This window comes from Pseudomonas sp. WS 5071 (genome assembly GCF_012985765.1).
Taxonomy (GTDB): Bacteria; Pseudomonadota; Gammaproteobacteria; order Pseudomonadales; family Pseudomonadaceae; genus Aquipseudomonas; species Aquipseudomonas lundensis_A.
Genome location: NZ_JAAQWY010000023.1, coordinates 24,566 through 48,517, shown reverse-complemented (window position 1 = coordinate 48,517; position 23,952 = coordinate 24,566). Strand labels below are relative to the sequence as shown.

Below are 23,952 nucleotides of genomic sequence, written 5' to 3'. Positions count from 1 at the left end.
GTAAAGCATGCGCCGCAAGATGGTAGCTGGTAACTGGAAAATGCACGGTACCCGCGCCAGCGTCGCTGAGCTGATCGATGGTCTGCGTAAGCTGGACTTGCCGAGCGTTGTTGAAACCGCAGTTTTCCCATCTGACTTGTTTATTGAACGTGTAATCAATGGCTTGAAAGATACGCCAATCTCGGTTGGTGCTCAGGATGCAGCGGTAGATGCAAAGCAAGGTGCGCTCACTGGTGAGATATCTTCAAGCCAGTTGGTGGATGCGGGTTGTAAGCTGGTGCTGATAGGGCACTCTGAACGCCGCCTGATTTTGGGTGAGTCGGACGAGACGCTGAATCGCAAGTTTGCAGCTGCTCAGTCTTCAGGTTTGACGCCAGTGCTGTGTATAGGGGAGACCCTGGAACAGCGTGAAGCAGGGCAAACGCTTGAGGTTGTAGGGCGTCAGCTGAACGCTGTGATTGATGAGTTCGGTATTGATGTTTTTGCAAAGGCAGTGATTGCGTACGAGCCGGTCTGGGCCATTGGCACCGGGCTGACCGCAACACCGCAGCAAGCGCAAGATGTGCATGCGGCCATTCGCGCACAACTGGCGCAGAAGAATTCTGAAGTGGCACAAGGTGTGCGGCTTCTATACGGCGGCAGCGTGAAGGCGGCCAATGCGGTCGAACTGTTCAGCATGCCGGATATCGATGGGGGGCTCATTGGTGGGGCTTCCCTGAATGCAGATGAGTTCGGTGCGATCTGTCGCGCCGCGGGAAACTGAGAAAATGCTGGAAACAGTCGTAGTCGTTTTTCATCTGTTGGGTGCATTGGGCGTAATTGCTCTGGTATTGCTGCAACAGGGTAAGGGTGCGGATGCTGGAGCATCTTTCGGAGCAGGCGCTTCAAATACTGTGTTCGGAAGCCAAGGTTCCTCTACCTTTCTTAGTAAGTTTACTGCTATACTTGCCGCAGGTTTTTTCATAACCAGCTTAGGGTTAGGTTACTTTGCTAAAGAGAAAGCTCAAGAGCTGACTCAAGTAGGTTTGCCAGATCCAGCAGTATTGGAAGCGCCAAAGCAACAACCGGCTTCAGATGATGTGCCGGTGCTTCAAGAGCAAAAGTCGGCTTCTCCAGCGACGGACGTACCTCCAGCTCAAGAGCAAAAGTAAAACGGGTTTCATGATGTAATGTAGTATTGCCGAGGTGGTGGAATTGGTAGACACGCAACCTTGAGGTGGTTGTGCCCATAGGGTGTAGGGGTTCGAGTCCCCTTCTCGGTACCAATTATCAGGAATGCCCGCAATAGCGGGCTTTCTTGTATGTGGAAGGTTGGATTGACCCTGAAAGGGATCAACCGTATACTTCCGCTCCAGCTTTGTCGCGGGATGGAGCAGTCTGGTAGCTCGTCGGGCTCATAACCCGAAGGTCGTCGGTTCAAATCCGGCTCCCGCAACCAGTTTTAGCGGAGCCCCTAATTCAGGGGCTTTTTGTTAACTGGACACTTTATAACGTCGGTATTCAACGGCGTTTCAGGGATGGGCGCTTCGCCCATTTTTTCATTCTGCATAGCATGCACAAACATGCACTAGGGGGTTCAGGTGTCGAGCAAGCTAGAACAGTTGCAGGCCTTGTTGGCCCCGGTGGTCGTGGCCCTTGGCTATGAATGCTGGGGTATTGAATTTTCGGCTCAAGGCCGCCATTCAATGTTGCGTGTGTATATCGACAAGGAAGGCGGTGTATTGGTGGACGATTGCGCCATCGTGAGCCGTCAGATCAGTGGCGTACTGGATGTTGAAGATCCTATCGCCGTTGAATACACCCTTGAAGTTTCCTCTCCTGGCATGGAACGCCCGCTGTTCACGCTTGAACAGTTTGCCAAGTATGCCGGTGAGCAAGTGAAGATCAAGCTGCGGTCGCCATTCGAAGGGCGTCGCAACTTTCAGGGCCTTCTGCGCGGCGTAGAGGAACAGGATATCGTGGTGCAAGTTGAAGACCATGAGTTCCTGCTGCCGATCGATATGATCGACAAGGCCAACATTATTCCCAGTTTTGACTGAGACGCGGATCCCGCGGATCCAATGGCTTGCGAAAGGCGAGGCGTACGATGAGCAAAGAAGTACTGCTGGTTGTTGAGTCGGTGTCCAATGAAAAGGGCGTACCGGCAAACGTTATTTTTGAAGCGCTGGAGCTGGCTCTGGCCACTGCTACCAAAAAGCGTTTTGAAGACGAAGTCGAACTGCGTGTGGAGATCAATCGCCACACCGGTAACTATGAGACGTTCCGTCGCTGGACCGTGGTCGAAGACGAAGATCTGGATGATCCAGCAATCGAGTTGGCGGTTGACCAGGCGCAGGCGAAACAGCCAGGCGCGGTGGCCGGTGACATTATCGAAGAAAAAATCGATTCCATCGAATTCGGCCGGATTGCTGCACAAACTGCCAAGCAGGTAATTGTGCAAAAGGTCCGCGAAGCTGAGCGTGCTCAAGTCGTTGATGCCTATCGCGAGCGTCTTGGCGAAATTATTTCCGGCACTGTCAAGAAAGTAACGCGTGACAATGTAATCGTCGACCTGGGCAATAACGCTGAAGCGTTGCTGGCCCGTGAAGACATCATTCCGCGTGAAACTTTCCGTGTTGGCGTAAGACTTCGTGCGTTGTTGAAAGAGATTCGCACCGAGAACCGTGGTCCTCAGCTGATCCTGTCGCGTACCGCGCCTGAAATGCTGATCGAACTGTTCCGGATCGAAGTTCCTGAGATCTCCGAAGGCCTGATCGAAGTGATGGCGGCCTCCCGCGATCCTGGATCTCGCGCTAAAATAGCCGTTCGTTCCAAAGACAAACGCATTGATCCGCAAGGTGCTTGCATTGGTATGCGCGGTTCGCGCGTCCAGGCAGTGTCCGGCGAATTGGGCGGGGAGCGAGTGGATATCGTTCTGTGGGATGAGAATCCGGCGCAGTTCGTGATCAACGCAATGTCGCCTGCTGAAGTGGCGGCAATTATTGTCGACGAAGATGCCCATGCAATGGACATCGCCGTTGGCGCAGACAATCTGGCCCAGGCGATTGGTCGCGGCGGTCAGAACGTACGTTTGGCTAGCCAGTTGACTGGCTGGACCCTGAACGTGATGACCGAATCGGACATCCAGGCTAAGCAGCAAGCAGAGACCGGTGACATTCTGCGCAACTTCATCGAAGAACTCGAAGTTGATGAAGAGTTGGCGCAGGTACTGGTTGATGAGGGCTTCACCAGCCTGGAAGAGATTGCCTACGTACCGGTGGAGGAGATGCTCAACATCGACGGCTTTGACGAGGATATCGTCAACGAGCTTCGCGCTCGGGCCAAGGATCGTTTGTTGACCAAAGCCATCGCTACTGAGGAAAAGCTGGCAGACGCCCATCCGGCCGAAGACCTGCTCTCGCTTGAGGGTATGGACAAGGATTTGGCGATGGAACTGGCGGTGCGCGGCGTAATTACCCGCGAAGACCTGGCCGAGCAGTCTATTGACGACCTGCTCGACATCGACGGCATTGACGATGATCGTGCCGGCAAGTTGATCATGGCCGCCCGAGCCCATTGGTTCGAGTAATTAGGCGCGGCCTGAGGAGAGAAATGCATGACGCAAGTCACGGTGAAACAACTGGCCGATGAGGTCAAAACACCGGTTGAGCGCCTGTTGCAGCAGATGCGTGAGGCAGGTCTGCCGCACACCGCCGCCGAGCAGAATGTAACCGACAGTGAGAAGCAAGCTCTGCTGACTCACTTGAAAAGCAGCCACAAGGCGAAAGTGGAAGAACCGCGCAAAATCACTTTGCAGCGTAAAACCACCAGCACCCTGCGTGTCGCTGGCAGCAAAAGCATCAGCGTTGAAGTACGCAAGAAGAAAGTCTTCGTACAGCGCAGCCCGGAAGAAATCGAAGCTGAGCGCAAGCGTGAGCTGGATGAACGCCGCGCAGTAGAAAATGCTGCACGTCAAAAGGCTGAAGAAGAATCCAAGCGTCGCGCCGAAGAAGAAGCGCGCCGTCAGCCTGCCTCGACTCCGGCCGCCGCGGCACCTGCCGCGCCTGCTCCGGCGCAAGCTGCTCCTGCAGCAGCGCCAGCACCTGCGCCAGCCGCCGATGCACGTAAGCGTGATGAACAGCGTCGTCCGGACAAACCACGCGCAGACGACAACAATCGTCGCGGCAGTGGTGATGGCGAGCGTAAAAATGCTCCTCATCGTGCATCGGTTAAAGAAAAAGCCCCTGCACCACGTGTTGCTCCGCGCACTTCTGACGAAGAAAGCGATAGCTTCCGCCGTGGCGGTCGTGGCAAAGGCAAGCTGAAAAAACGTAACGCGCACGGTTTCCAGAGCCCGACCGGCCCGGTTGTTCGTGACGTACAGATTGGCGAGACCATCACTGTCGGCGATTTGGCTGCGCAGATGTCGGTCAAGGCTGCTGAAGTCATCAAGTTCATGTTCAAGCTGGGTACTCCGGCCACCATCAACCAGGTTCTGGATCAGGAAACTGCCCAGTTGGTTGCTGAAGAACTGGGCCATAAAGTGACGCTGGTCAGCGACAACGCCCTGGAAGATTCCCTGGCCGAGTCCTTGAAGTTCGAAGGCGAGTCGTTCTCCCGTGCTCCGGTTGTGACCGTAATGGGTCACGTTGACCACGGTAAAACGTCCCTGCTTGACTACATTCGTCGTGCCAAAGTTGCGGCTGGCGAAGCAGGCGGTATCACCCAGCACATCGGTGCATACCACGTTGAAACCGAACGCGGCATGGTCACGTTCCTCGATACCCCGGGTCACGCTGCGTTTACCGCAATGCGTGCACGTGGTGCCAAGGCAACTGACATCGTGATTCTGGTTGTGGCTGCTGACGACGGCGTCATGCCGCAAACCATCGAAGCTGTACAGCATGCGAAAGCAGCTGGCGTGCCGCTGGTGGTTGCAGTGAACAAAATCGACAAGCCAGGTGCTGACCTCGATCGCATCCGCAGCGAGTTGTCCGTCCACGGCGTGACCTCGGAAGAGTGGGGTGGTGACACTCCGTTTGTTTCGGTCTCGGCGAAAATGGGTACTGGCGTTGACGAGTTGCTCGAAGCCGTCTTGCTGCAAGCTGAAGTTCTGGAACTCAAGGCCACTCCATCGGCTCCAGGCCGTGGCGTAGTTGTCGAGTCCCGTCTGGACAAAGGCCGTGGCCCTGTTGCGACCGTGCTGGTTCAAGACGGTACCCTGCGTCAAGGCGACATGGTTCTGGTCGGTTCCAACTATGGCCGTATCCGCGCCATGCTCGATGAGAACGGCAAGGCCATCAAGGAAGCCGGTCCATCCATCCCTGTCGAGATTCTCGGCCTGGACGGTACGCCAGACGCTGGCGACGAGATGAGCGTAATGACTGACGAGAAGAAGGCACGTGAAGTTGCCCTGTTCCGTCAAGGCAAGTTCCGCGAAGTGAAACTGGCGCGTGCTCATGCAGGCAAGCTGGAAAACATCTTCGAGAACATGGGCCAGGAAGAGAAGAAGACGCTTAACATCGTCCTCAAATCTGACGTCCGTGGTTCGCTGGAAGCTCTGCAGGGCGCCCTGAGCGGCCTGGGTAACGACGAAGTGCAAGTGCGTGTAGTGGGCGGCGGCGTCGGTGGTATCACCGAAAGCGACGCAAACCTGGCACTGGCCTCCAACGCTGTATTGTTCGGCTTCAACGTGCGTGCTGATGCTGGCGCTCGCAAGATTGTCGAGCAGGAAGGCCTGGACATGCGTTACTACAACGTCATCTACGACATCATCGAAGACGTCAAGAAAGCCCTTACCGGCATGCTTGGCAGCGATGTCCGCGAGAACATCCTGGGTATTGCTGAAGTTCGCGACGTATTCCGTTCGCCGAAGTTTGGTGCCATCGCAGGTTGCATGGTGCTCGAAGGTGTTGTTCACCGTAACCGTCCAATCCGCGTACTGCGTGACGACATCGTTATCTTTGAAGGCGAGCTGGAATCTCTGCGCCGCTTCAAGGATGACGCTGCCGAAGTGCGTGCCGGCATGGAATGCGGTATCGGCGTCAAGAGCTACAACGACGTTAAAGTCGGCGACAAGATCGAAGTGTTCGAGAAGGTCCAGGTTGCTCGCAGCCTCTAAATCGCGAGCCTCAAGAGCCAGGACGTCCCGCGGCATGCAAATGCACGTGGCCCGTCCCGGACTCTAAACGCAACGCCCGGTCCGGCTTCTGTCTGGCCGGGCGTTTGCCGCTTTCAGAACGCATGGGTTTCCCATGGGTGAGTAACAGGTAACAAGACATGGCAAAAGAATACAGCCGTACCCAACGTATCGGCGATCAGATGCAGCGAGAGCTGGCACAGCTGATCCGTCGTGAAGTCAAAGATCCGCGTGTGGGTCTGGTCACCATTACTGCTGTTGAAGTCAGCCGTGACGTGGGTCACGCCAAGATCTTCATCACCGTAATGGGGCAGGACAACGCTGAAGATATCGCTCAGACCATCAAGGTACTGAACTCGGCGGCTGGTTTCCTGCGTATGCAACTGGCGCGTGAAATGAAGCTGCGCAGTGTTCCTCAGCTGCACTTCCACTACGACGAAAGCGTCGTGCGTGGCGCGCACCTGTCTGCGTTGATCGAGCGTGCAGTGGCTGAAGACAATCAGCATCCCGATGCGACTGCTCCCGAAGACACCAAGGAGTAACCGGTGGCTCAGGTCAAGCGTATCCGTCGTAACGTCAGCGGCATCATCCTGCTGGACAAGCCATTGGGTTTTACGTCCAACGCGGCTTTGCAGAAAGTCCGCTGGCTGCTCAATGCCGAGAAGGCAGGGCACACCGGTAGCCTGGACCCATTGGCCAGCGGCGTACTGCCGCTGTGCTTTGGCGAAGCCACCAAGTTTTCGCAATACCTGCTCGATTCTGACAAGGGTTATGAAACCTTGATGCAGTTGGGCAAAACCACCACCACTGCCGATGCAGAAGGCGAGGTTTTAAAGACCCGTCCGGTGACCGTTGGTCGCGCCGATATTGAGGCGGTCTTGCCGAAGTTTCGCGGGCAAATCAGTCAGATACCGCCAATGTACTCGGCGCTCAAGCGTGATGGGCAACCGCTTTACAAGCTCGCTCGTGCAGGTGAGGTGGTGGAGCGCGAACCGCGTTCTGTTACTATTACCCGCCTCCAATTACTGGCCAGCGAAGGTGACACTGCCCGCTTGGCTGTGGATTGCACCAAAGGCACCTATATTCGTACCCTCGTGGAAGATATCGGTGAAGAGCTGGGTTGCGGAGCCTATGTTGCGCAACTACGCCGCACCCAGGCAGGCCCTTTCAGTTTGGCCCAGACGGTAACGCTGGAAGAACTGGAAGCCGTGCATGCTGAAGGTGGCAATGAAGCCGTCGACCGCTTCCTGATGCCATCGGACAGCGGCTTGCTTGACTGGCCTTTGCTGCACTTCTCGGAGCACAGCGCGTTCTATTGGCTCAATGGCCAACCGGTTCGCGCTCCCGATGCGCCAAAGTTTGGCATGGTGCGGGTACAAGATCACAATGGTCGCTTCATCGGTATCGGTGAAGTGAGCGAAGACGGGCGCATTGCGCCGCGTCGACTGATTCGGTCGGAATGACCGGAGCCAGGCCAAGCCGGCTATTGCCTGTGAGGACTGGAACGAGGGTGGCTGTTATTAGGCACGGTCACATCTCACATTTAAATACGAGGATTTGTCCTCGGCCTATTGGATCTGTTTGCGTGCAGACAGACCCCTGAAGAAAGGAAAGCCACATGGCACTTACAGTTGAACACAAAGCAGAAATCGTAGCTGACTACCAGCGTGCTCCAGGTGATACAGGTTCTCCAGAAGTGCAAGTTGCACTGCTGACCTTCAACATCAACACGCTGCAGGGTCACTTCAAGGCCAACGGTAAAGATCACCACTCCCGTCGTGGTCTGATCCGCATGGTAAACCAGCGTCGCAAGCTGCTGGACTACCTGAAAGGCAAAGACATCAGCCGTTACGCTACGCTGATCGCTCGCCTGGGTCTGCGTCGCTAATAGCGATGTTGCTGGAGGCTGGTTGTCTGTCGTCCACCTGCGCGTTTCTCGCGGGCGGGCGGCGGGCTTCCAGCCTCAAGTTTTATCTGGACTCACCGGATGTTTACGAAAGCGCACCCCGTCGGCCGTTTTCGTAAGCATCCTGATCGGGCTGACACCCGGCATTGCACCCGTATTTCGCAAGAAACCTGTTCCCCAAGAGCCACAAAGAGAAGGTAGGACACCGTGAACCCGGTTATCAAAAAATTTCAGTTCGGTCAGTCGACCGTTACCCTAGAGACTGGCCGTATCGCCCGTCAGGCCTCCGGCGCAGTATTGGTCACCGTTGACGACGACGTCAGCGTGTTGGTGACTGTCGTCGGCGCCAAGCAAGCTGATCCAGGCAAGGGCTTCTTCCCTCTGTCGGTTCACTACCAAGAAAAAACCTACGCCGCCGGTAAAATCCCAGGTGGTTTCTTCAAGCGTGAAGGTCGCCCTTCCGAGAAAGAAACCCTGACCTCGCGCCTGATCGACCGTCCGATTCGTCCGCTGTTCCCGGAAGGCTTCATGAACGAAGTGCAGGTTGTCTGCACCGTTCTGTCCACCAGCAAGAAAACCGATCCTGATGTTGCGGCAATGATCGGTACTTCGGCTGCCCTGGCAATCTCCGGCATTCCTTTTGATGGTCCGATCGGTGCTGCCCGTGTTGCATTCCACGAAAGCACCGGTTACCTGCTGAACCCGACTTACGAACAACTCGCTGCGTCCAGCCTGGACATGGTGGTTGCCGGTACGTCGGAAGCCGTATTGATGGTTGAGTCGGAAGCCAAAGAGCTGACCGAAGATCAGATGCTGGGTGCCGTACTGTTCGCCCACGACGAATTCCAGGTTGTTATCCAGGCTGTTAAAGAGCTGGCTGCCGAAGCTGCCAAACCGACGTGGGACTGGGCTGCTGCTCCAGAAGCCACTGAACTGCTGGGCGCAATCCGTGCCGAGTTCGGCGAAGCGATCTCCCAGGCTTACACCATCACCGTCAAGCACGAGCGCTATGCACGTCTGGGCGAGTTGCGTGACCAGGTGGTTGCCAAGCTGTCGGGCGAAGAAGGCCAGCCTTCGGCGTCTGAAGTCAAAGCTGCTTTCGGTGAAATCGAATACCGCACCGTTCGCGAAAACATCGTAAACGGCAAGCCGCGTATCGATGGTCGTGACACCAAGACAGTTCGTCCTTTGAACATCGAAGTGGGCGTCCTGCCGAAAACTCACGGTTCTGCACTGTTCACCCGTGGCGAGACCCAGGCGCTGGTTGTCGCGACATTGGGTACTGCCCGTGACGCACAGCTGCTGGACACGCTGGAAGGTGAAAAGAAAGACCCGTTCATGCTGCACTACAACTTCCCTCCGTTCTCGGTAGGCGAGTGTGGTCGCATGGGTGGTGCCGGCCGTCGCGAAATCGGTCACGGCCGCCTGGCGCGTCGTTCCGTTCAGGCCATGCTGCCTGCTGCTGACGTGTTCCCGTACACCATTCGTGTCGTATCGGAGATCACCGAATCCAACGGCTCCAGCTCCATGGCATCGGTGTGCGGTGCTTCCCTGGCACTGATGGACGCCGGTGTACCGATGAAGGCACCGGTTGCCGGTATCGCCATGGGTCTGGTTAAAGAAGGCGAGAAGTTCGCTGTACTGACCGACATCCTGGGTGACGAAGACCACCTGGGCGACATGGACTTCAAAGTAGCCGGTACCTCCAAAGGTGTGACCGCGCTGCAGATGGACATCAAGATCAAAGGCATCACCGAAGAAATCATGGAGATCGCCCTGGGCCAAGCCCTGGACGCTCGCCTGAACATCTTGGGTCAGATGAACCAGATCATTGGTCAGTCGCGTAACGAACTGTCTGCCAATGCGCCGACCATGATCGCGATGAAAATCGACACCGACAAAATCCGTGATGTTATCGGTAAAGGTGGCGCAACCATCCGCGCAATCTGTGAAGAAACCAAAGCGTCGATCGACATCGAAGACGACGGTTCGATCAAGATCTTCGGCGAGACCAAGGAAGCGGCAGAAGCGGCGCGTCAGCGCGTTCTGGGCATCACCGCTGAAGCTGAGATCGGCAAGATCTACATCGGCAAGGTTGAGCGCATCGTCGACTTCGGCGCATTCGTGAACATCCTGCCGGGCAAAGACGGCCTGGTTCACATCTCCATGCTGAGCGATGCTCGCGTAGAGAAAGTGACTGACATCTTGAAAGAAGGTCAGGAAGTGGAAGTGCTGGTACTGGACGTGGACAACCGCGGCCGTATCAAGCTGTCCATCAAGGACGTTGCTGCCGCCAAGGCTTCGGAAGCTTAATCGCGACCTGAGCGTGTGATGAAAAAGGATCCTTCGGGATCCTTTTTTTATGGGCGGTGATAAATACAGGGGATCTTTTAGCAGGCGGGCTAAAGGCCATGATCGAAAAGCCGCATCTTGCATGCAGTCACTGCGAGTGTTCATGCATTCTGCACGAAGCTGAAAAATAGACATGCATCTAAGTGATTGATAAATAAGGATTTTATTTTTTTAAAAAGTTGGCACAGCGCCTGCAATAGTACTGATAACCCTGCAGCCGCACGCCGGCGCAGATCTTAAAGAAGACAGGAGTTACTCGTATGAAGAAGTTCGCTATCGCTGCTGCAACTGCCACCGCTCTGACCCTGACCATGGCTAACGCAGCATTTGCTGCTCAATCCACTGCTCAGGCGCCTATGGTCGTCGCTGCTGGCGAAATGGATCAAGCCAAAGAAGCCACTTCTGATACCTGGATCACCACCAAAGTTAAATCAGACCTGCTGACTGAAAAAGGTATTCCAGGCACTGACATCAAAGTTGAGACCAACAAAGGTGTTGTTTCTTTGTCCTCCACCGTTGCAGTCACTGACGCGCAAAAAGAAATGGCAGTTAACATCGCCAAGAAAATCAAAGGCGTAAAAGCTGTTTCGGCTGATGGCCTGAAAGCTCAGTAAGTTTACTTTTCTCGTAGAACCGGGGGAAAGCCGGAGCAGATGATCTAACCGATCATCTGCAGCTTTCAAAATTGGTTCATGCGACGGCCACATGGATGTGGTCATTACAGCCCTCGACGCTTGCGTCGGGGGCTGTTCTATTTGGGGGAGATAAAAGCATCGATCGGGTTTGCTGACCCATCAAGCGCAACGGGCAAGCCACATACAGACCTGCCTCGCGCTGACTTTCATGTGTGAACAACGATCATTCACTGTCCAGATGCAAGGGAGAGATCACGCGCCCGTCGCTTTGTGCCTCACCCAGCGTGGCGTCCACAAAGTAGACGCGCTCATCGGCCAGTTGGCCTTTGTCCACCAGGAAATCCTTGATGCGGCTGGCGCGCTCCTGCCCCAACTGACGTAACAGCACCTCACTTTTGCTCCAGAAGTCGATCAACGCGTCGCTCATTTTTTGCGCGCGCTCATCACGACTCAATTTCGCCCACTCGGCCGGCGGCTGCTGCTTGAGTCGGGTGCGATAGATGCCTTCGAGTAACGGACCTTTCTCGTCATCAGGGACTTTAAGCAGTGACGCTTGCGCCGGCACTTTCTCGCCACGGCGTTGCAGGATTTTGTAGTAGTTGTACTGGAATTCACGCTCCAGGCGTTCCTTGGCAATGAACGGGCCATCACTGCTTTGCGCGGCAGTGCCTTCAATCTCCAGGCGCAGCGCAGGGCGTTCCTTGAGCGCTGCAGCCAGGGTTGTCAGGGCTTTCTGGGCCTCAGGGCTCAGCTCGCTGGAGCCAGGCGCGAAGGACACGGTACCGAGGTCCTCGGCACCCCCACCGCTGATCAGCCCGCCAATGAACTTGAAGGGCGCTTGTGCTGCCCGCAGCACGAGATTGCGCAAGGTTTGCCACACAATTGGCATCACGCTGAACTGCGGGTTATTGAGGTCCCCCGTTACCGGAAGCTCGATGGAAATCTTGCCGTCGGTGTCCTTGAGCAATGCGATGGCCAGTTTAATGGGCAAATCCACGGCATCAGGGCTGTCGACCTTTTCCCCCAATTGCAATTGTTCAACCACCAGTTTGTTCTCGGCCTTGAGCTGACCTTTGGTGATCAAATAGTGCAAGTCCAGGTTCAGGCGAACCTTGCGGATCCGATACCCCGCGAATTTGCCGGAGTAGGGCGTCAGTGTGGTCAGTTCTACGCGTTTGAAGCTGGTGGCGATGTCCAGGCTCGCCATCGGATCGAAAGGATTGACGCTGCCCTTGATGGTGACAGGCGCGTAGCGGTCCACTTTACCGGCGATGTTGACGCTGGCCGGTTTGGCCTGTCGGCTATCAATGGTGCCAATCTGGCCGTTTAGCTGTTGAATCGCTGTCGCAAAGTTGGGGGTCAGGCTGAAGTCGGCAAAGTTAGCCGAACCGTCATTGATTGCGATGCCACCCACGTGAATGCCCAAAGGCTTGTCTTTGCCGGCCGCTGGTTTGGCGTCGGTTTTACTGGCGCTGCCAGCGGGTTGCGCAATCAACAGGTCATCAATGTTGGTGGTGCGATCATCGTTGATCATGAAGCGTACATACGGCTGTGCAACGTTGACCTTGGCGATGGACAGGCTGTCACCGTGTTGATAATTCAGCTTCTCCAGCCCCAGACGCTGCCACTTCAGGAAGTCGCGATCTTTCATGGTGTCGAGGGTGTGTAACTGAGCTATCTGTACGTTGCCCTGGACCGTGAAGGCCAGCGGGTCGATACGTTTAAGGTCAACGACGAGATCGCTGTCCAGCATGCCGCTGCGCAGCTCCAGACGGATAAACGGGTCGATGTAAGCCTGCGCCACCCGCAAGTCGATGTCTTGGGTGGTGACATTTAATGTGGCGCTGACCGGGTTCAGGTTCACGTCGCCGCTGGCGGTGAGCTTGCCTTGTTTACCGATGCCGGTATCCAGCTTGAGGCTGAAGGGTGACTGGTTCAGGCTGTCGAAGTTCTTCACGTTCAGATTCAACGGGCCTACTTCAAGCGCAACGGGTGTTTTGGGCACTTTGTCAGCCAGATGAACGCGGTAATCGCGCAGCTCCACGTCTTTGAGCAGCACTTGCCAAGGTTTGCTCGGTGCGACCGGTCCGGGTTTGGGGGCTTCAACTGTCACCGGGTCATTGGCTGTTGGCTTTGCCCGGCCAGCGGGCTGGCTGGCAAACAGTTTTTGCCAATCCAACTGTCCGTCTGCTTCGCGGGTAGCCCAGGTTTCAAGGTTCTTGCTGTTGATCTTGCCGACCACGACGTGTTGCTTGGCGAGATCGACCGTGGTGTCGCTGACATCAAGGCGCTCAAGGCGCGCCAGCGGACGGCCATCGGGCGCATTGAGCTTGAAGGGCGCGATGCTGGCCGAGGCATTGCTCAGGACCATCTCGGTTTCTTTAGCCAGGTTCAATGTGTAGTCGGTACTGAAATTGAGGACGCCGTCTTCCAGGACCAGCGGCAAGGCATCCCGAACATAAGGCCACCATACTTTCATTTTGCCATCAGTCACTTTAAGCGTGCCCTCGGACGCGATTGGCACAATGCTCAAGGTGCCGGTCCAGTCGATCCGGCCGCCTTCAGGGCCTGCTGCGACCAGGGTCATGTCAGCGTTGTCGTCAGGAAGCGTGCTGAGGTTTTTCAGCTCCACATTCATCGAGTCATACAAAAACTCGATTGGCTCGCTAGGCCGTACGTCAGCAAAGTGCAGATAGCCGTCCGCCAGCTTGATGCGATCGATGCGCAGCGGGAAAGGTTTGCTGTCAGGGGTGGCAGGTGTTGGTTCGCTGGCGGGGAGTTTGAACAGCTGCGTCAGGTTGAGCGTGCCATCCTTGCTGAACACCAATTCTGTCTTGGGCTTGTCGAGCTGCACGTCGGCAAGGTGCAAGGCTTTGGTCCACAGGCTGTCAGCCTGCAAATTGGTGTACAGGCGTTCGAATCCGACCTGCTCCTTGCCCGGTTCGCCTATCTTCAGCCCCCACAGCGTCAGCTCAAGGCTGAATGGGTTGAACTCAAGGCGATCAAGCCGGGCGGGGGTGGTGGCGTAGTTGGCCAATTGCTGGTTGATGATGCGCAAACCGATGCCGGGTACGATCAAAAAGCCGAGCAAGCTATAAAGTGCGAGGGCAGTCAGCACGGCGCCAATGGCGCGAATCAATCCTTTGGGCATGTGAGGCGTCGTCTATTACAGTCGGAGGTGCCTTGGAGTATGGCACGCGTTTCTGGTTCCGAGACGACCGCCTTATATTTGATCAGGGTATTACTGAGCAGGATGAGGGGCTTAGAACTGCAAGACCAACGTCTTGAGCGGTGGCTGGCGGTCCATTGACGGGAAGTCGCTGGCCGGGGTCAGCACCTGCCAGTCACGTACCGGGCGTCCCGCTTTTTCGGCACAACGCAGCACGTTTTCTCGCCAGTCGTCCATGCTGACTTTCGCCAGATTGTTGCAGCAAATCAGCACACCGTCGGGCGCGGTGGTCAAAACGGCGGGTTTGAGCAGGCTTTGATAGTCACGCAGCAGGTCGACCGTGCCAAACGCACTTTTGGCCCACGCGGGCGGGTCCAGCAAAACCAGATCGTATTCGCGTTGCTCCAGGCGCGGGTAAGCCGGCAGCTTGTGGCGACGCTGAATGATCGGCAAACCCGCCAGCTGGCGGATCGCTGCGAAATAGTCAGACTGCACAAATTTCATGCTGGGCAACGTCGGGTTCAACAGCCCGTTCTCGCGACCCACGGCCAGATTGCCTTCGGCAAAGTCCAGGTTGCAGACTTCGCTTGCGCCGCCTGCGGCAGCACTCAGGCCAACCCCGCAGGTGTAGGCGAACAAGTTGAGCACGCGTTTGCCAGCGCTGTGTTGTTTGACCCACCCGCGTGCGTTACGCAGATCAAGAAACAGCAACGGGTCCTGACCGGCATGGCGGCCGCGCACACGGTAGTTCAGCCCCCATTCATGGCCCACCAGGTCTTGCAGGGCGGCCTCGTCGGCGCGGTAGACCGTGTCTTCACGATCAATGCGGGAATTGCCCTGAGAGCGGTCGTTGTAGACCAGTAGCAGTTCCAGCCCCACATGACGATTGATGGCTTCATGCAGTTGCAGCAAATCATCGCGCTCAAGACGCTGGTGAAAGCTTTGCACCAGCAGTTGCGGGCCGTAACGGTCGATGGTCAAGCCCCCGGCACCTTCCTGGCTGCCATGGAACAGGCGATAACAATCTGTGCCTTGAGCGTGCAGCTCGGCCAGCAAGTCGTGACGGTTATCGAGGGCGGCGCGCAGCGCCTGATTCAAGGAAGACATGCGTTGCGCCTTGGGGGACAGAGAAGGCGCGGGAGTTTACCAGAACAACGCGGGTGGTTTGGTGCAGGAGCGAGCAGGTTCGCTCCTGCGATGGGACGATAGTTACGCGCGCTCAATCGCCAGCGCTACACCCTGACCGCCACCGATGCAGAGGGTTGCGAGGCCTTTTTTGGCATCGCGCTTGAGCATTTCGTGGAGCAGGGTGACGAGGATTCGGCACCCTGACGCACCAATCGGGTGACCAATGGCAATGGCGCCACCGTTCACGTTGACCTTGCTTGCGTCCCAGTCCAGTTCTTTACCCACCGACAAGGCTTGGGCGGCGAACGCTTCGTTGGCTTCGATCAGGTCCAGTTGTGCCAGCGTCCAGCCTGCCTTGGCCAGGCAGCGTTGGGTAGCGCTCACTGGGCCGATACCCATGATGGCCGGGTCGACGCCTGCGTTGGCGTAGGCCGCGATTTTAGCCAGGACTGGCAAGCCCAGCGCCTGGGCTTTGTTCGCGCTCATCAGCATGACCGCTGCAGCGCCGTCATTGAGTGAGGATGCATTACCCGCCGTGACCGATCCGTCTTTTTTAAAGGCAGGGCGCAGTTTTGCCAGCGATTCAGCCGTTGTGCCCGCGCGCGGTTGTTCGTCCGTGGCGAAGGCAATCGGGTCACCTTTGCGCTGCGGGATCAATACGGGCGTGATTTCATCCACAAAGCGGCCGGTTTCGATGGCTTCAATGGCCTTTTGTTGAGAGGCAGCGGCAAACGCATCCTGAGCTTCACGGCTGATGCCGTACTTATCCACCAGGTTTTCGGCGGTTATACCCATGTGGTAATCGTTGAACGCATCCCACAAACCGTCGCTAATCATGGTGTCGACGATCTGACTGTGCCCCATGCGCAGGCCGGTACGGGCGCCGGGCACGATGTAGTTGGACAGGCTCATGTTCTCCTGGCCCCCGGCAATGATGACCTCGGCATCGCCGCAGCGAATGGCTTGCGCGGCAAGGTGCAACGCCTTGAGGCCAGATCCGCAGACCTTGTTCAGGGTCATCGCAGGTACGGCAAACGGTAAGCCGGCCTTGATTGCGGCCTGACGGGCCGGGTTCTGGCCGGCGCCGGCGGTCAGCACCTGGCCCATGATCACTTCATCAACGTGGGCACCGTCCAGGCCGGTCTGTTCCAGCAGTTGACGAATGACTGCCGCCCCCAGATCAACCGCAGGTACGTGGGCCAGTGAACCTTGGAAGCTGCCGACGGCAGTGCGAGTGGCGGCAACGATTACGACGTCTTGCATGGCGCGAATCCTCATTATTATTGGCGTGTGTCGCTCGGAATCAGGCGCGCATGGTGTCACAAATATCCTTGCCTGGTGTAGTCGCCGACCATGGTTGCGCACGGCCGGGGCTGGTTCGCCAGCGTCATTCCCCGTGGGCTACCGGACTGTACGTGTCAGGTAATTCCCATCCGCCGTCGCGCCCTTTGCACGGAGCCATCACGCACGGCCCAGCGCAAAAGCGGGGCGGTGCGGTTCACGCTGGCGCGAATCAGCGTGCGCGTCATGGGACGTTGATACAGCCCCAACTGATCGCTGGCCCAATCGGGCAGCAAATCGATTCCGGCCTGCATCATTAGGGCGCCAAACGGCTTGGCCAGCACGCTGGGAGAGGGGGCATCCAGAAGCAGGCGAATGACTTCATGGCTGCGCGCGTCACATAACAATTGGGGACGAACCTGTTGCAGGTAATCAGCGATTTGCTGGCGCGAGCGCGGCACATCCTTCGCGCCCAGTCGCTCAGCGACCACAGCAATTTCGTCGTAGTACCGGTCTTGATCCGCGACTGACAAATAGGGGTTTCGGTAGCGTAAATGCGCGGCCAGAAAGTTGCTGACCTCCGCGACATGCACCCACGTCAGCAATGCAGGGTCGCTGGCGGCATAAGGGCGGCCATCGAGGCCAGTGCCCGTGACCTGCTCGTGAATGGTGCGCACCTTGTCGATCAGCCAGTCGGCGTCTGCCGTCGAGCCAAACGTGGTGCCGGAAATGAACTGCCCGGTGCGACGCAGCCGCCCCAGCATGTCCTGTCTGAAATTGGAGTGATCCCATACCCCGGCAAGCGCCAACGGGTGCAAGGCTTGCAGCATCAAAGCGCTGATGCCGCCAATCAGCATGCTGGTGAAATCACCATGCACTTGCCAACTGATGGAATCGGGGCCAAACAGGCCGGGATCGCCTTTGGGGTTTTCGAGGTCCAGCTGGCCGAGTGAAAGCCCGGTCAGGCTCATGATTTGACGTTCGATGGGGCGACGGATGATGTCCATGTTGCCTCGGTTGTGCCAGCCAGTCGGGGTGACTGGCTGGCGCTCAATCAACCGCGATGGCGACCGCGGAAATAATTGATCAGGCCTTGGGTCGAAGCGTCATCGGCCGGCTCTTCCAGGCTGCCGGTGAGGCGGTAGTAGACGCCCTTGCCCAGCTCTTTGCCCAACTCTACGCCCCATTGGTCGAAGGCGTTGATGCCCCAGATCACGCTTTGCACGAACACTTTGTGCTCGTACAGCGCAACCAGTGCGCCGAGGCGGCGAGGGCTGATGCGTTCGACCACCAGGGTGTTGCTCGGGCGGTTGCCCGGGATCACCTTGTGCGGCGCGAGTTTTTGCACCTGCTCTTCTGGCATGCCTTTTTCGCGCAGCTCGGCCTCGGCTTCTTCGCGGGTTTTACCCAGCATCAGGGCCTGGCTTTGGGACAGGCAGTTGGCATACAGCCACTGATGGTGGTCGGCGACCGGATTGAAGCTGACAATCGGCACGATAAAGTCGGCCGGAATCAGTTGGGTGCCTTGGTGCAGCAACTGGTGATACGCGTGCTGGCCGTTGCAGCCCACACCGCCCCAGATCACGGGGCCTGTGTCGGTCGACACGGGCGTGCCGTCCTGGCGCACGCTCTTGCCATTGGACTCCATGTCCAATTGTTGCAAGTGCTTGGTGATGTTACGCAAGTAGTGGTCGTACGGCAGGATCGCGTGACTCTGTGCGCCCCAGAAGTTGCCGTACCAGACGCCCAGCGCGGCCATCAGCACGGGCATGTTTTGCTCGAACGGAGCGTTCTGGAAGTGCTGGTCCATGCTGTAGGCGCCGGACAGCAATTCCTTGAAGTTGGACATGCCGATGGCCAGCGCGATGGGCAAGCCGATAGCCGACCACAGCGAATAACGACCGCCGACCCAATCCCACATCGGGAAAATGTTTTCTTCGCGAATACCGAACGCGACCGCCGCTTCGTTGTTGCTCGACACCGCAATGAAGTGGCGATGCAGTTCAGCTTCGGAGCCGCCTTGCGCCAGATACCAGGCGCGGGAGGCTTGGGCGTTCTTCAGGGTTTCGAGGGTGTTGAACGATTTGGACGAAACAATGAACAGGGTGGTTTCGGCGCGGATCTTGTGCGACAGCTCGTGGAATTCACTGCCGTCGATATTCGCCAGGTAATGGCAGCGAACACCTTTTTGCGCGTAGGACAACAGCGCTTCGGACACCAGCTCTGGGCCCAGGAACGAGCCGCCGATACCGATGTTCACAATGTCGGTGATGGGCTTTTCGGTATAACCGCGCCACAGGCCTTCATGAATGCGACCGACCAGTTCGGTCATCTTGTTCAGGACTTTATGCACCTCGGGCATGATGTCCGCGCCATTGACCGAGAGCTTGTCGGCCACCGGGCGACGCAGTGCCGTGTGCAAGGCCGGACGGCCTTCGGAGGCGTTGACGATTTCGCCCGAGAACAACGATTTGATTGCACCCTTGAGGTCGACTTCGTTGGCCAGATCGACCAGCAGCGAGCGGGTTTCGTTGGTGATCAGGTTTTTCGAGTAGTCCAGGAACAGCCCGCAGCTGCTCAGGGTGAAATCTTCAAAACGTTTGGGGTTGCTGTTAAACGCGTCGCGCATGCTGAAATGTTGCATGCCGGCGCGGTGTTGCTTCAACGCTTGCCAAGCGGGCAGAGCGGTAACGTCATGAGGAGTGCGGTAGTACGCCATCGCTGCGGATATCCTTTTTTGCTTGAACTGCCTGTTGGACACTGAAAACACCGAATCCTCCACATTAAAGACGGGCGGACTGCGGTTCGCCTGCTTAAACGCATCAGACACAAGCAGGGCGATCACATTAACCCTAGTGCCTGCATCTGTCTCGGCTTTGTCTGACACGTAGCGGTAACTTTTGTCACCGCTACGTGACTTCAGGTGAAACGTTTCAGTGTTTTTGTGTCGATTGCGAAGCCTTTATCGCCCGTGGCTCACAGTGCGTTATCAAGGTTCACATGCACGTTATCGATCAGGCGGGTAGTGCCCAGGAAGGCGGCAACCAGAATCACCAGGTCGCGATCACTGACGTCGGCTGGCAGCAACGTCGATGCGTGGCGAACTTCAAGGTAATCCACACGCAGCCCGAGCGCTTCCAGTTGAGCGGCGTGTTGGCTCGACAATGCCAGATAGTCGCGCTCGCCGTTCTGGATGGCCGTGGCCATTTCGCGCAGGTGGCGATACAAGGCCGGGGCCAGCGCTCGCTGTTCTTCGCTCAGGTAGCCATTGCGCGACGACAGGGCCAGGCCATCTTCGGCGCGCACCGTGGGCTCTCCGATGATTTGAATGGGCATGTTCAGGTCATGCACCATCGCCCGGATGACGGCCAGTTGCTGATAGTCCTTTTGCCCAAAGATCGCCAAGTCAGGCTGAACCATGTTGAACAGTTTGCTGACCACCGTGGTAACACCGTCAAAGTGCCCCGGGCGACGGCTGCCGCACAGCTCGTTGCTCAAGGCGGCAGCGGTGACGCGGGTCAGACCCTGCATGCCGTGGGGGTACATTTCTTCTACGGTCGGGGCGAAAAGCAGGTTACAGCCCGCTTGCAGGAGTTTTTCCTGATCGGCGGCGAGCGTGCGCGGGTAGGTGTCGAGGTCTTCGTTGGCCCCGAACTGCAGCGGGTTCACGAAAATACTGGCCACGACGAAATCGACCTGCTGGGCTGCTTTCGTGACCAGTGCCGCGTGGCCGCTGTGCAGGTTGCCCATGGTCGGGACAAGGCCGATTTGCTTGCCTTCACTGCGGGCGCGGGCGACAGCTGCACGCAGCTCGCGGACGGTTTTAACAGTGTTCATGCAGAGAATCCGTGTTCGGCGCCAGGAAAGCTGACGGCTTTGACTTCGGTCACATAAGCGCTGAGCGCCGATTGTATGTCTGGCTGGCCTGTCATGAAGTTTTTCACGAACTTGGGTACACGCCCGGTGAGGGACAGGCCGAGCATGTCATGCAGTACCAGCACCTGGCCGTCAGTGTCGCTGCCAGCGCCAATCCCGATAACCGGGATCTTCACCGCGTGGGTGATTTCTTTCGCCAGCTCGCTCGGTACGCACTCAAGCAGCAACATGGCGGCACCCGCCTGTTCAAGGGCGATGGCATCTGCACGCATCTGGCGCGCCTGGTTTTCATTGCGGCCCTGAACCTTGTAACCGCCCAACACGTTAACGGTTTGTGGCGTCAGGCCCATGTGGGCACACACGGGAATGCCGCGTTCGGTCATCAGGCGAATGGACTCGGCCAACCAGACAGCGCCCTCGACTTTGACCATGTGCGCACCCGCTTTCATCAGCTGGGCGCTGTTGTTCAGGCTTTGCTCAAGGGTGGCGTTTGCCATGAACGGCATGTCGGCGAGAATCAGGGCGTCCTGATTGCCGCGTTTGACGCAGGCCACGTGGTAGGCCATCTCGTCATTAGTAACTGGCAGTGTGCTGTCATGCCCTTGCAGGACCATGCCCAAGGAGTCGCCCACCAGTAACACTTCAACGCCAGCCTGATTGCAGGCGTGCGCGAAGGTGGCGTCATAGCACGTCAGCATGGTGATTTTTTCACCTTTTTGCTTAAGGCTTTGCAGGGTGGTCAGGGTGATAGCTGGCATGAAAAGGATCCTCGTCAGGCAGTGCGATAACCACTGCGAGTCACGCGCGTGATTCATCGTTATAAGCAGGCGCACCTTTAAAGCGGTGCTTTGAATGCCGGCTTTTCACATTGCGCCGCCGGGTAGGCGGCAGCGGGATGCCTATAGTCGTGACGAGCACACGGGAAGTCAATTAGAGGTGTTACCGCGTGAGTGTTACCGCGGTTATTGATTCGATTCAGCGCCAGGAGCGAGGCGCTCAAGACCGACATACGGGCAGTCGTTCAAGAGCTGTTGCAGGCTGCGGCCATCGGCCAGGGTCAGCGAGGCGGGGGCCAGTTCGGCAAGGGGGTACAGCACGAACGGACGAGCGTGCATATGGTAATGCGGGACCTTGAGACGCGGTTCGTCAATCAGGCGATCGCCAAACAGCAAGATGTCGAGGTCGAGGGTGCGCGGCCCCCAGCGCTCAACGCGCTCGCGGCCTTGATCCGTTTCGATGGCTTGCAGCGCATCGAGCAATGCAAGCGGCGCCAGGTTGGAGTCTATGGCGGCCACGGCATTGGTGTAGCGCGGCTGCCCCGGCAGTAACGAATCGCTTTGGTAGAAGGCTGACACCCCGACCCAGCGGGATTGAGGCAGGTGCGCGAGCGCTTCGACAGCGCTGCGCAGTTGTTCAGCCGGGTCAGCCAGATTGCTGCCCATTCCAATGTAGATGCGTTCCATCACTTACTCGTCAGCGCCTGCGCTGCGTTTACGCTTGTTGGCGCCTGTGCGTCGGCGTTTGCGGGGCGCTGGGCCCGCGCCGTCATCCTTGGCGTTGCTCAAGTCACGGATCATGTCGCGGCGCCCGCTGTCGTTGGCGTCTTGATATTCGGTCCACCACTCGCCCAGGCCGTTTGTCTGCTCGCCTGCGCTTTCACGCAACAGCAAAAAGTCATAACCGGCACGGAAACGCGGGTTGTCGAGCAGCATGTCGGCGCGTTTGCCACTGCGACGCGGCAAGCGCTCCTGCATGTCCCAGATTTCGCGAATGGGCAGGGTGAAGCGTTTAGGAATGGCGATGCGCTGGCATTGTTCGCTGATAAGCTCGTGCGCGGCTTCCTGCATGGCAGGAATAGGCGGCATGCCTTGGTCCTGCAGGCGCAGAACACGCGCTGGCAGTGCAGGCCACAGCAGGGCGGCAAACAGGAACGCCGGGGTCACCGGTTTGCCCTGTTTGATCCGCAGGTCCGTGTTGCGCAAGGCTTCGCTGATCAGGGTGTGGGTGTACGTCGGGTTGTGTTCCAGTGCTTCGGCGCTGGCCGGGAACAGTGGATCGAACAACTCAAGGTCAACCAGCATTTCGAATGTGTCAGAAGCATTCCCCGAGAGGAACAGCTTGAGCACTTCTTCGAACAGTCGCGCAGACGGGATTTCGCGCAGCATGGGGGCCAGATCGCGAATCGGCGCCGCTGTGTGCTTCTCGATGCCGAAGTCGAGTTTGGCGGCAAAGCGCACGGCTCGCAGCATGCGCACGGGGTCTTCCTGATAGCGCTGTTGCGGGTCGCCAATCAGGCGCAGCAAGCGATTGCGGATGTCGTGTACACCGTTGGCGTAATCGAGAATGCGTTCGCTGACCGGGTCGTAATACAGGGCATTGATCGTGAAGTCGCGACGCTGGGCGTCTTCTTCCAGTGTGCCGTATACGTTGTCGCGCAAAATGCGCCCGCTTTCGTTACGCGAGGACTGATTGCTGTCTTCCTCTTCGTCATTTTGCGGGTGATTGGCGCGGAAAGTGGCGACCTCAATGATCTCGCGACCAAAGTGGATGTGTACCAGCTTGAAGCGTCGGCCGATGATGCGCGCATTACGGAATTCCGCACGCACTTGTTCAGGCGTGGCGCTGGTGGCGACGTCAAAGTCTTTGGGGGTGATGTTGAGCAACATGTCGCGTACACAGCCGCCAACCAGGTAAGCCTGATAACCGGCGTTTTGCAGACGCTCGACAATGTTGACCGCGTAACGGCTGAACTGGGCACGTTGCAGCGAGTGTTGGCTGCTGTTGAGCACTTCTGGGGTGCTGCGCAGTTGTTGCGTACGACGCTTGGGAGAACGGAATGACTGGAACAGCTTCTTCAGCATGGGATGCACTGTTTGAAGGAATGTTCGGCCAAAACGAAGAATGACCGCATGATGGGCGGGGATTCTAGCATTTAGTCAGGGGATGGTGTAGGACGCTTAACCTGTCGATTGCCACACACGCTCAGAACCTGCGCAAGAGGGCCGTGTTAGAGAGGCTAAATGATTTTGTCGAATCGCAGGAACCACAAGGGGAGCCGAAGCTCCCCCAGAATTAGTTGCGTGCTCTATTTTTATTATTGGTTGCGGGCTTCTTGTTTTTGTTGATCGCCCTGGTTACCCGGGTTTGCCGGTGTAACCCTCCCAATCGGGAGATAAGAGCAAACGGATTGCTTTGGTCGCTGTGTTGATGTGATCCATGATCCAACTAGTTCAGGGTCTGCTTTACATGCAGTTTTTTGTTGTTCTCTGCCTAGTCGTGGGGCAATCCCCAATGACAACACCTCTCCAAAAGAATCAGTTAGCTGCGCCTCCGCCGTGTTGTTTTTGTTATGCGTGAGCCGATACGTCTTATTTTTATTGTGTGTTGCTGTGATTCTTATTGTTCTTGTACGAATACATATAGCAGGTGTCGTGCCAACTTTTGCCAGGCCCAGCAAACGCGGGGCTTTTCCCGCATTTCACCTTTT

The 23,952-nt window shown here is 57.2% G+C and carries 19 protein-coding genes and 2 tRNA genes; 12 read left to right on the top strand and 9 right to left on the bottom strand.

The window, feature by feature from the left end:
* Window positions 1-7: 7 nt before the first annotated feature.
* The 12 genes from tpiA to HBN61_RS15050 all read left to right on the top strand — a co-directional run bounded on the left by tpiA (window position 8) and on the right by HBN61_RS15050 (window position 10,990).
* Window positions 8-763 carry a triose-phosphate isomerase gene (tpiA, locus tag HBN61_RS15105; protein WP_047277535.1) on the top strand — a complete coding sequence of 252 codons (756 nt, stop codon included), beginning with the start codon at window positions 8-10 and terminating at the stop codon, window positions 761-763.
* 4 nt (window positions 764-767) lie between these two features.
* Complete coding sequence (gene secG, locus HBN61_RS15100) at window positions 768-1,151, top strand: preprotein translocase subunit SecG (protein ID WP_047277533.1); 384 nt, start codon at window positions 768-770, stop codon at window positions 1,149-1,151.
* Window positions 1,152-1,179: 28 nt separating this feature from the next.
* A tRNA-Leu gene (locus HBN61_RS15095) sits at window positions 1,180-1,265 on the top strand.
* A gap of 96 nt (window positions 1,266-1,361) precedes the next feature.
* Window positions 1,362-1,438: transfer RNA gene (locus tag HBN61_RS15090), tRNA-Met, on the top strand.
* 142 nt (window positions 1,439-1,580) lie between these two features.
* Complete coding sequence (gene rimP / locus HBN61_RS15085) at window positions 1,581-2,039, top strand: ribosome maturation factor RimP (RefSeq protein ID WP_047277531.1); 459 nt, start codon at window positions 1,581-1,583, stop codon at window positions 2,037-2,039.
* 47 nt (window positions 2,040-2,086) lie between these two features.
* Window positions 2,087-3,568: a transcription termination factor NusA gene (gene nusA, locus HBN61_RS15080; protein ID WP_047277528.1), complete on the top strand. Its 1,482-nt coding sequence runs from the start codon at window positions 2,087-2,089 to the stop codon at window positions 3,566-3,568.
* Between the two features lie 27 nt (window positions 3,569-3,595).
* Window positions 3,596-6,100, top strand: a complete 2,505-nt coding sequence (gene infB / locus HBN61_RS15075; protein WP_047277526.1) for a translation initiation factor IF-2 — start codon at window positions 3,596-3,598, stop codon at window positions 6,098-6,100.
* Window positions 6,101-6,258: 158 nt separating this feature from the next.
* Window positions 6,259-6,660 carry a 30S ribosome-binding factor RbfA gene (gene rbfA, locus HBN61_RS15070; protein WP_047277524.1) on the top strand — a complete coding sequence of 134 codons (402 nt, stop codon included), beginning with the start codon at window positions 6,259-6,261 and terminating at the stop codon, window positions 6,658-6,660.
* Window positions 6,661-6,663: 3 nt separating this feature from the next.
* Window positions 6,664-7,581: a tRNA pseudouridine(55) synthase TruB gene (truB, locus tag HBN61_RS15065; RefSeq protein ID WP_047277522.1), complete on the top strand. Its 918-nt coding sequence runs from the start codon at window positions 6,664-6,666 to the stop codon at window positions 7,579-7,581.
* 155 nt (window positions 7,582-7,736) lie between these two features.
* Complete coding sequence (gene rpsO, locus HBN61_RS15060) at window positions 7,737-8,006, top strand: 30S ribosomal protein S15 (protein ID WP_047277520.1); 270 nt, start codon at window positions 7,737-7,739, stop codon at window positions 8,004-8,006.
* Between the two features lie 225 nt (window positions 8,007-8,231).
* A complete protein-coding gene (pnp, locus tag HBN61_RS15055; RefSeq protein ID WP_047277518.1) occupies window positions 8,232-10,337 on the top strand; it encodes a polyribonucleotide nucleotidyltransferase in 2,106 nt (701 codons plus the stop codon).
* 299 nt (window positions 10,338-10,636) lie between these two features.
* Window positions 10,637-10,990, top strand: a complete 354-nt coding sequence (locus HBN61_RS15050; RefSeq protein ID WP_047277516.1) for a BON domain-containing protein — start codon at window positions 10,637-10,639, stop codon at window positions 10,988-10,990.
* 244 nt (window positions 10,991-11,234) lie between these two features.
* Here the strand turns inward: HBN61_RS15050 and HBN61_RS15045 are convergent, their stop codons facing one another.
* The 9 genes from HBN61_RS15045 to HBN61_RS15005 form a co-directional block, all read right to left on the bottom strand.
* Complete coding sequence (locus HBN61_RS15045; RefSeq protein ID WP_170047054.1) at window positions 11,235-14,162, bottom strand: DUF748 domain-containing protein; 2,928 nt, start codon at window positions 14,160-14,162, stop codon at window positions 11,235-11,237.
* A gap of 111 nt (window positions 14,163-14,273) precedes the next feature.
* Window positions 14,274-15,287 carry a class I SAM-dependent rRNA methyltransferase gene (locus HBN61_RS15040; protein ID WP_047277512.1) on the bottom strand — a complete coding sequence of 338 codons (1,014 nt, stop codon included), beginning with the start codon at window positions 15,285-15,287 and terminating at the stop codon, window positions 14,274-14,276.
* A 102-nt stretch (window positions 15,288-15,389) separates the two neighbouring features.
* Window positions 15,390-16,571 carry an acetyl-CoA C-acetyltransferase gene (locus HBN61_RS15035; RefSeq protein ID WP_047277511.1) on the bottom strand — a complete coding sequence of 394 codons (1,182 nt, stop codon included), beginning with the start codon at window positions 16,569-16,571 and terminating at the stop codon, window positions 15,390-15,392.
* A gap of 155 nt (window positions 16,572-16,726) precedes the next feature.
* Window positions 16,727-17,596 (bottom strand): oxygenase MpaB family protein, encoded by an 870-nt coding sequence (locus HBN61_RS15030; protein ID WP_047283049.1) that lies wholly within the window; start codon window positions 17,594-17,596, stop codon window positions 16,727-16,729.
* A 47-nt stretch (window positions 17,597-17,643) separates the two neighbouring features.
* Window positions 17,644-19,308, bottom strand: coding sequence for a glucose-6-phosphate isomerase (gene pgi / locus HBN61_RS15025; RefSeq protein ID WP_047277507.1), 1,665 nt, complete (start codon window positions 19,306-19,308; stop codon window positions 17,644-17,646).
* 257 nt (window positions 19,309-19,565) lie between these two features.
* Window positions 19,566-20,426: a pantoate--beta-alanine ligase gene (gene panC / locus HBN61_RS15020; RefSeq protein ID WP_047277505.1), complete on the bottom strand. Its 861-nt coding sequence runs from the start codon at window positions 20,424-20,426 to the stop codon at window positions 19,566-19,568.
* The gene (panB, locus tag HBN61_RS15015) at window positions 20,423-21,223 is read right to left on the bottom strand and encodes a 3-methyl-2-oxobutanoate hydroxymethyltransferase (RefSeq protein ID WP_047277503.1); all 801 of its coding nucleotides are present in this window, start codon (window positions 21,221-21,223) and stop codon (window positions 20,423-20,425) included. Before panB ends, panC begins: the two co-directional genes overlap by 4 nt.
* 204 nt (window positions 21,224-21,427) lie before the next feature.
* The gene (folK, locus tag HBN61_RS15010; protein ID WP_047281245.1) at window positions 21,428-21,928 is read right to left on the bottom strand and encodes a 2-amino-4-hydroxy-6-hydroxymethyldihydropteridine diphosphokinase; all 501 of its coding nucleotides are present in this window, start codon (window positions 21,926-21,928) and stop codon (window positions 21,428-21,430) included.
* 3 nt (window positions 21,929-21,931) lie between these two features.
* Window positions 21,932-23,326 (bottom strand): polynucleotide adenylyltransferase PcnB, encoded by a 1,395-nt coding sequence (locus HBN61_RS15005; protein ID WP_047277498.1) that lies wholly within the window; start codon window positions 23,324-23,326, stop codon window positions 21,932-21,934.
* Between the last annotated feature and the right edge of the window lie 626 nt (window positions 23,327-23,952).

Coding starts and splice junctions, on each gene's coding strand:
- tpiA (WP_047277535.1), top strand. CDS start 8: ATGCGCCGCAAGATGGTAGCTGGTAACTGGAAAATGCACGGTACCCGC.
- secG (WP_047277533.1), top strand. CDS start 768: ATGCTGGAAACAGTCGTAGTCGTTTTTCATCTGTTGGGTGCATTGGGC.
- nusA (WP_047277528.1), top strand. CDS start 2,087: ATGAGCAAAGAAGTACTGCTGGTTGTTGAGTCGGTGTCCAATGAAAAG.
- infB (WP_047277526.1), top strand. CDS start 3,596: ATGACGCAAGTCACGGTGAAACAACTGGCCGATGAGGTCAAAACACCG.
- rbfA (WP_047277524.1), top strand. CDS start 6,259: ATGGCAAAAGAATACAGCCGTACCCAACGTATCGGCGATCAGATGCAG.
- rpsO (WP_047277520.1), top strand. CDS start 7,737: ATGGCACTTACAGTTGAACACAAAGCAGAAATCGTAGCTGACTACCAG.
- HBN61_RS15050 (WP_047277516.1), top strand. CDS start 10,637: ATGAAGAAGTTCGCTATCGCTGCTGCAACTGCCACCGCTCTGACCCTG.
- HBN61_RS15045 (WP_170047054.1), bottom strand. CDS start 14,162: ATGCCCAAAGGATTGATTCGCGCCATTGGCGCCGTGCTGACTGCCCTC.
- HBN61_RS15040 (WP_047277512.1), bottom strand. CDS start 15,287: ATGTCTTCCTTGAATCAGGCGCTGCGCGCCGCCCTCGATAACCGTCAC.
- HBN61_RS15035 (WP_047277511.1), bottom strand. CDS start 16,571: ATGCAAGACGTCGTAATCGTTGCCGCCACTCGCACTGCCGTCGGCAGC.
- HBN61_RS15030 (WP_047283049.1), bottom strand. CDS start 17,596: ATGGACATCATCCGTCGCCCCATCGAACGTCAAATCATGAGCCTGACC.
- pgi (WP_047277507.1), bottom strand. CDS start 19,308: ATGGCGTACTACCGCACTCCTCATGACGTTACCGCTCTGCCCGCTTGG.
- panC (WP_047277505.1), bottom strand. CDS start 20,426: ATGAACACTGTTAAAACCGTCCGCGAGCTGCGTGCAGCTGTCGCCCGC.
- panB (WP_047277503.1), bottom strand. CDS start 21,223: ATGCCAGCTATCACCCTGACCACCCTGCAAAGCCTTAAGCAAAAAGGT.
- folK (WP_047281245.1), bottom strand. CDS start 21,928: ATGGAACGCATCTACATTGGAATGGGCAGCAATCTGGCTGACCCGGCT.
- HBN61_RS15005 (WP_047277498.1), bottom strand. CDS start 23,326: ATGCTGAAGAAGCTGTTCCAGTCATTCCGTTCTCCCAAGCGTCGTACG.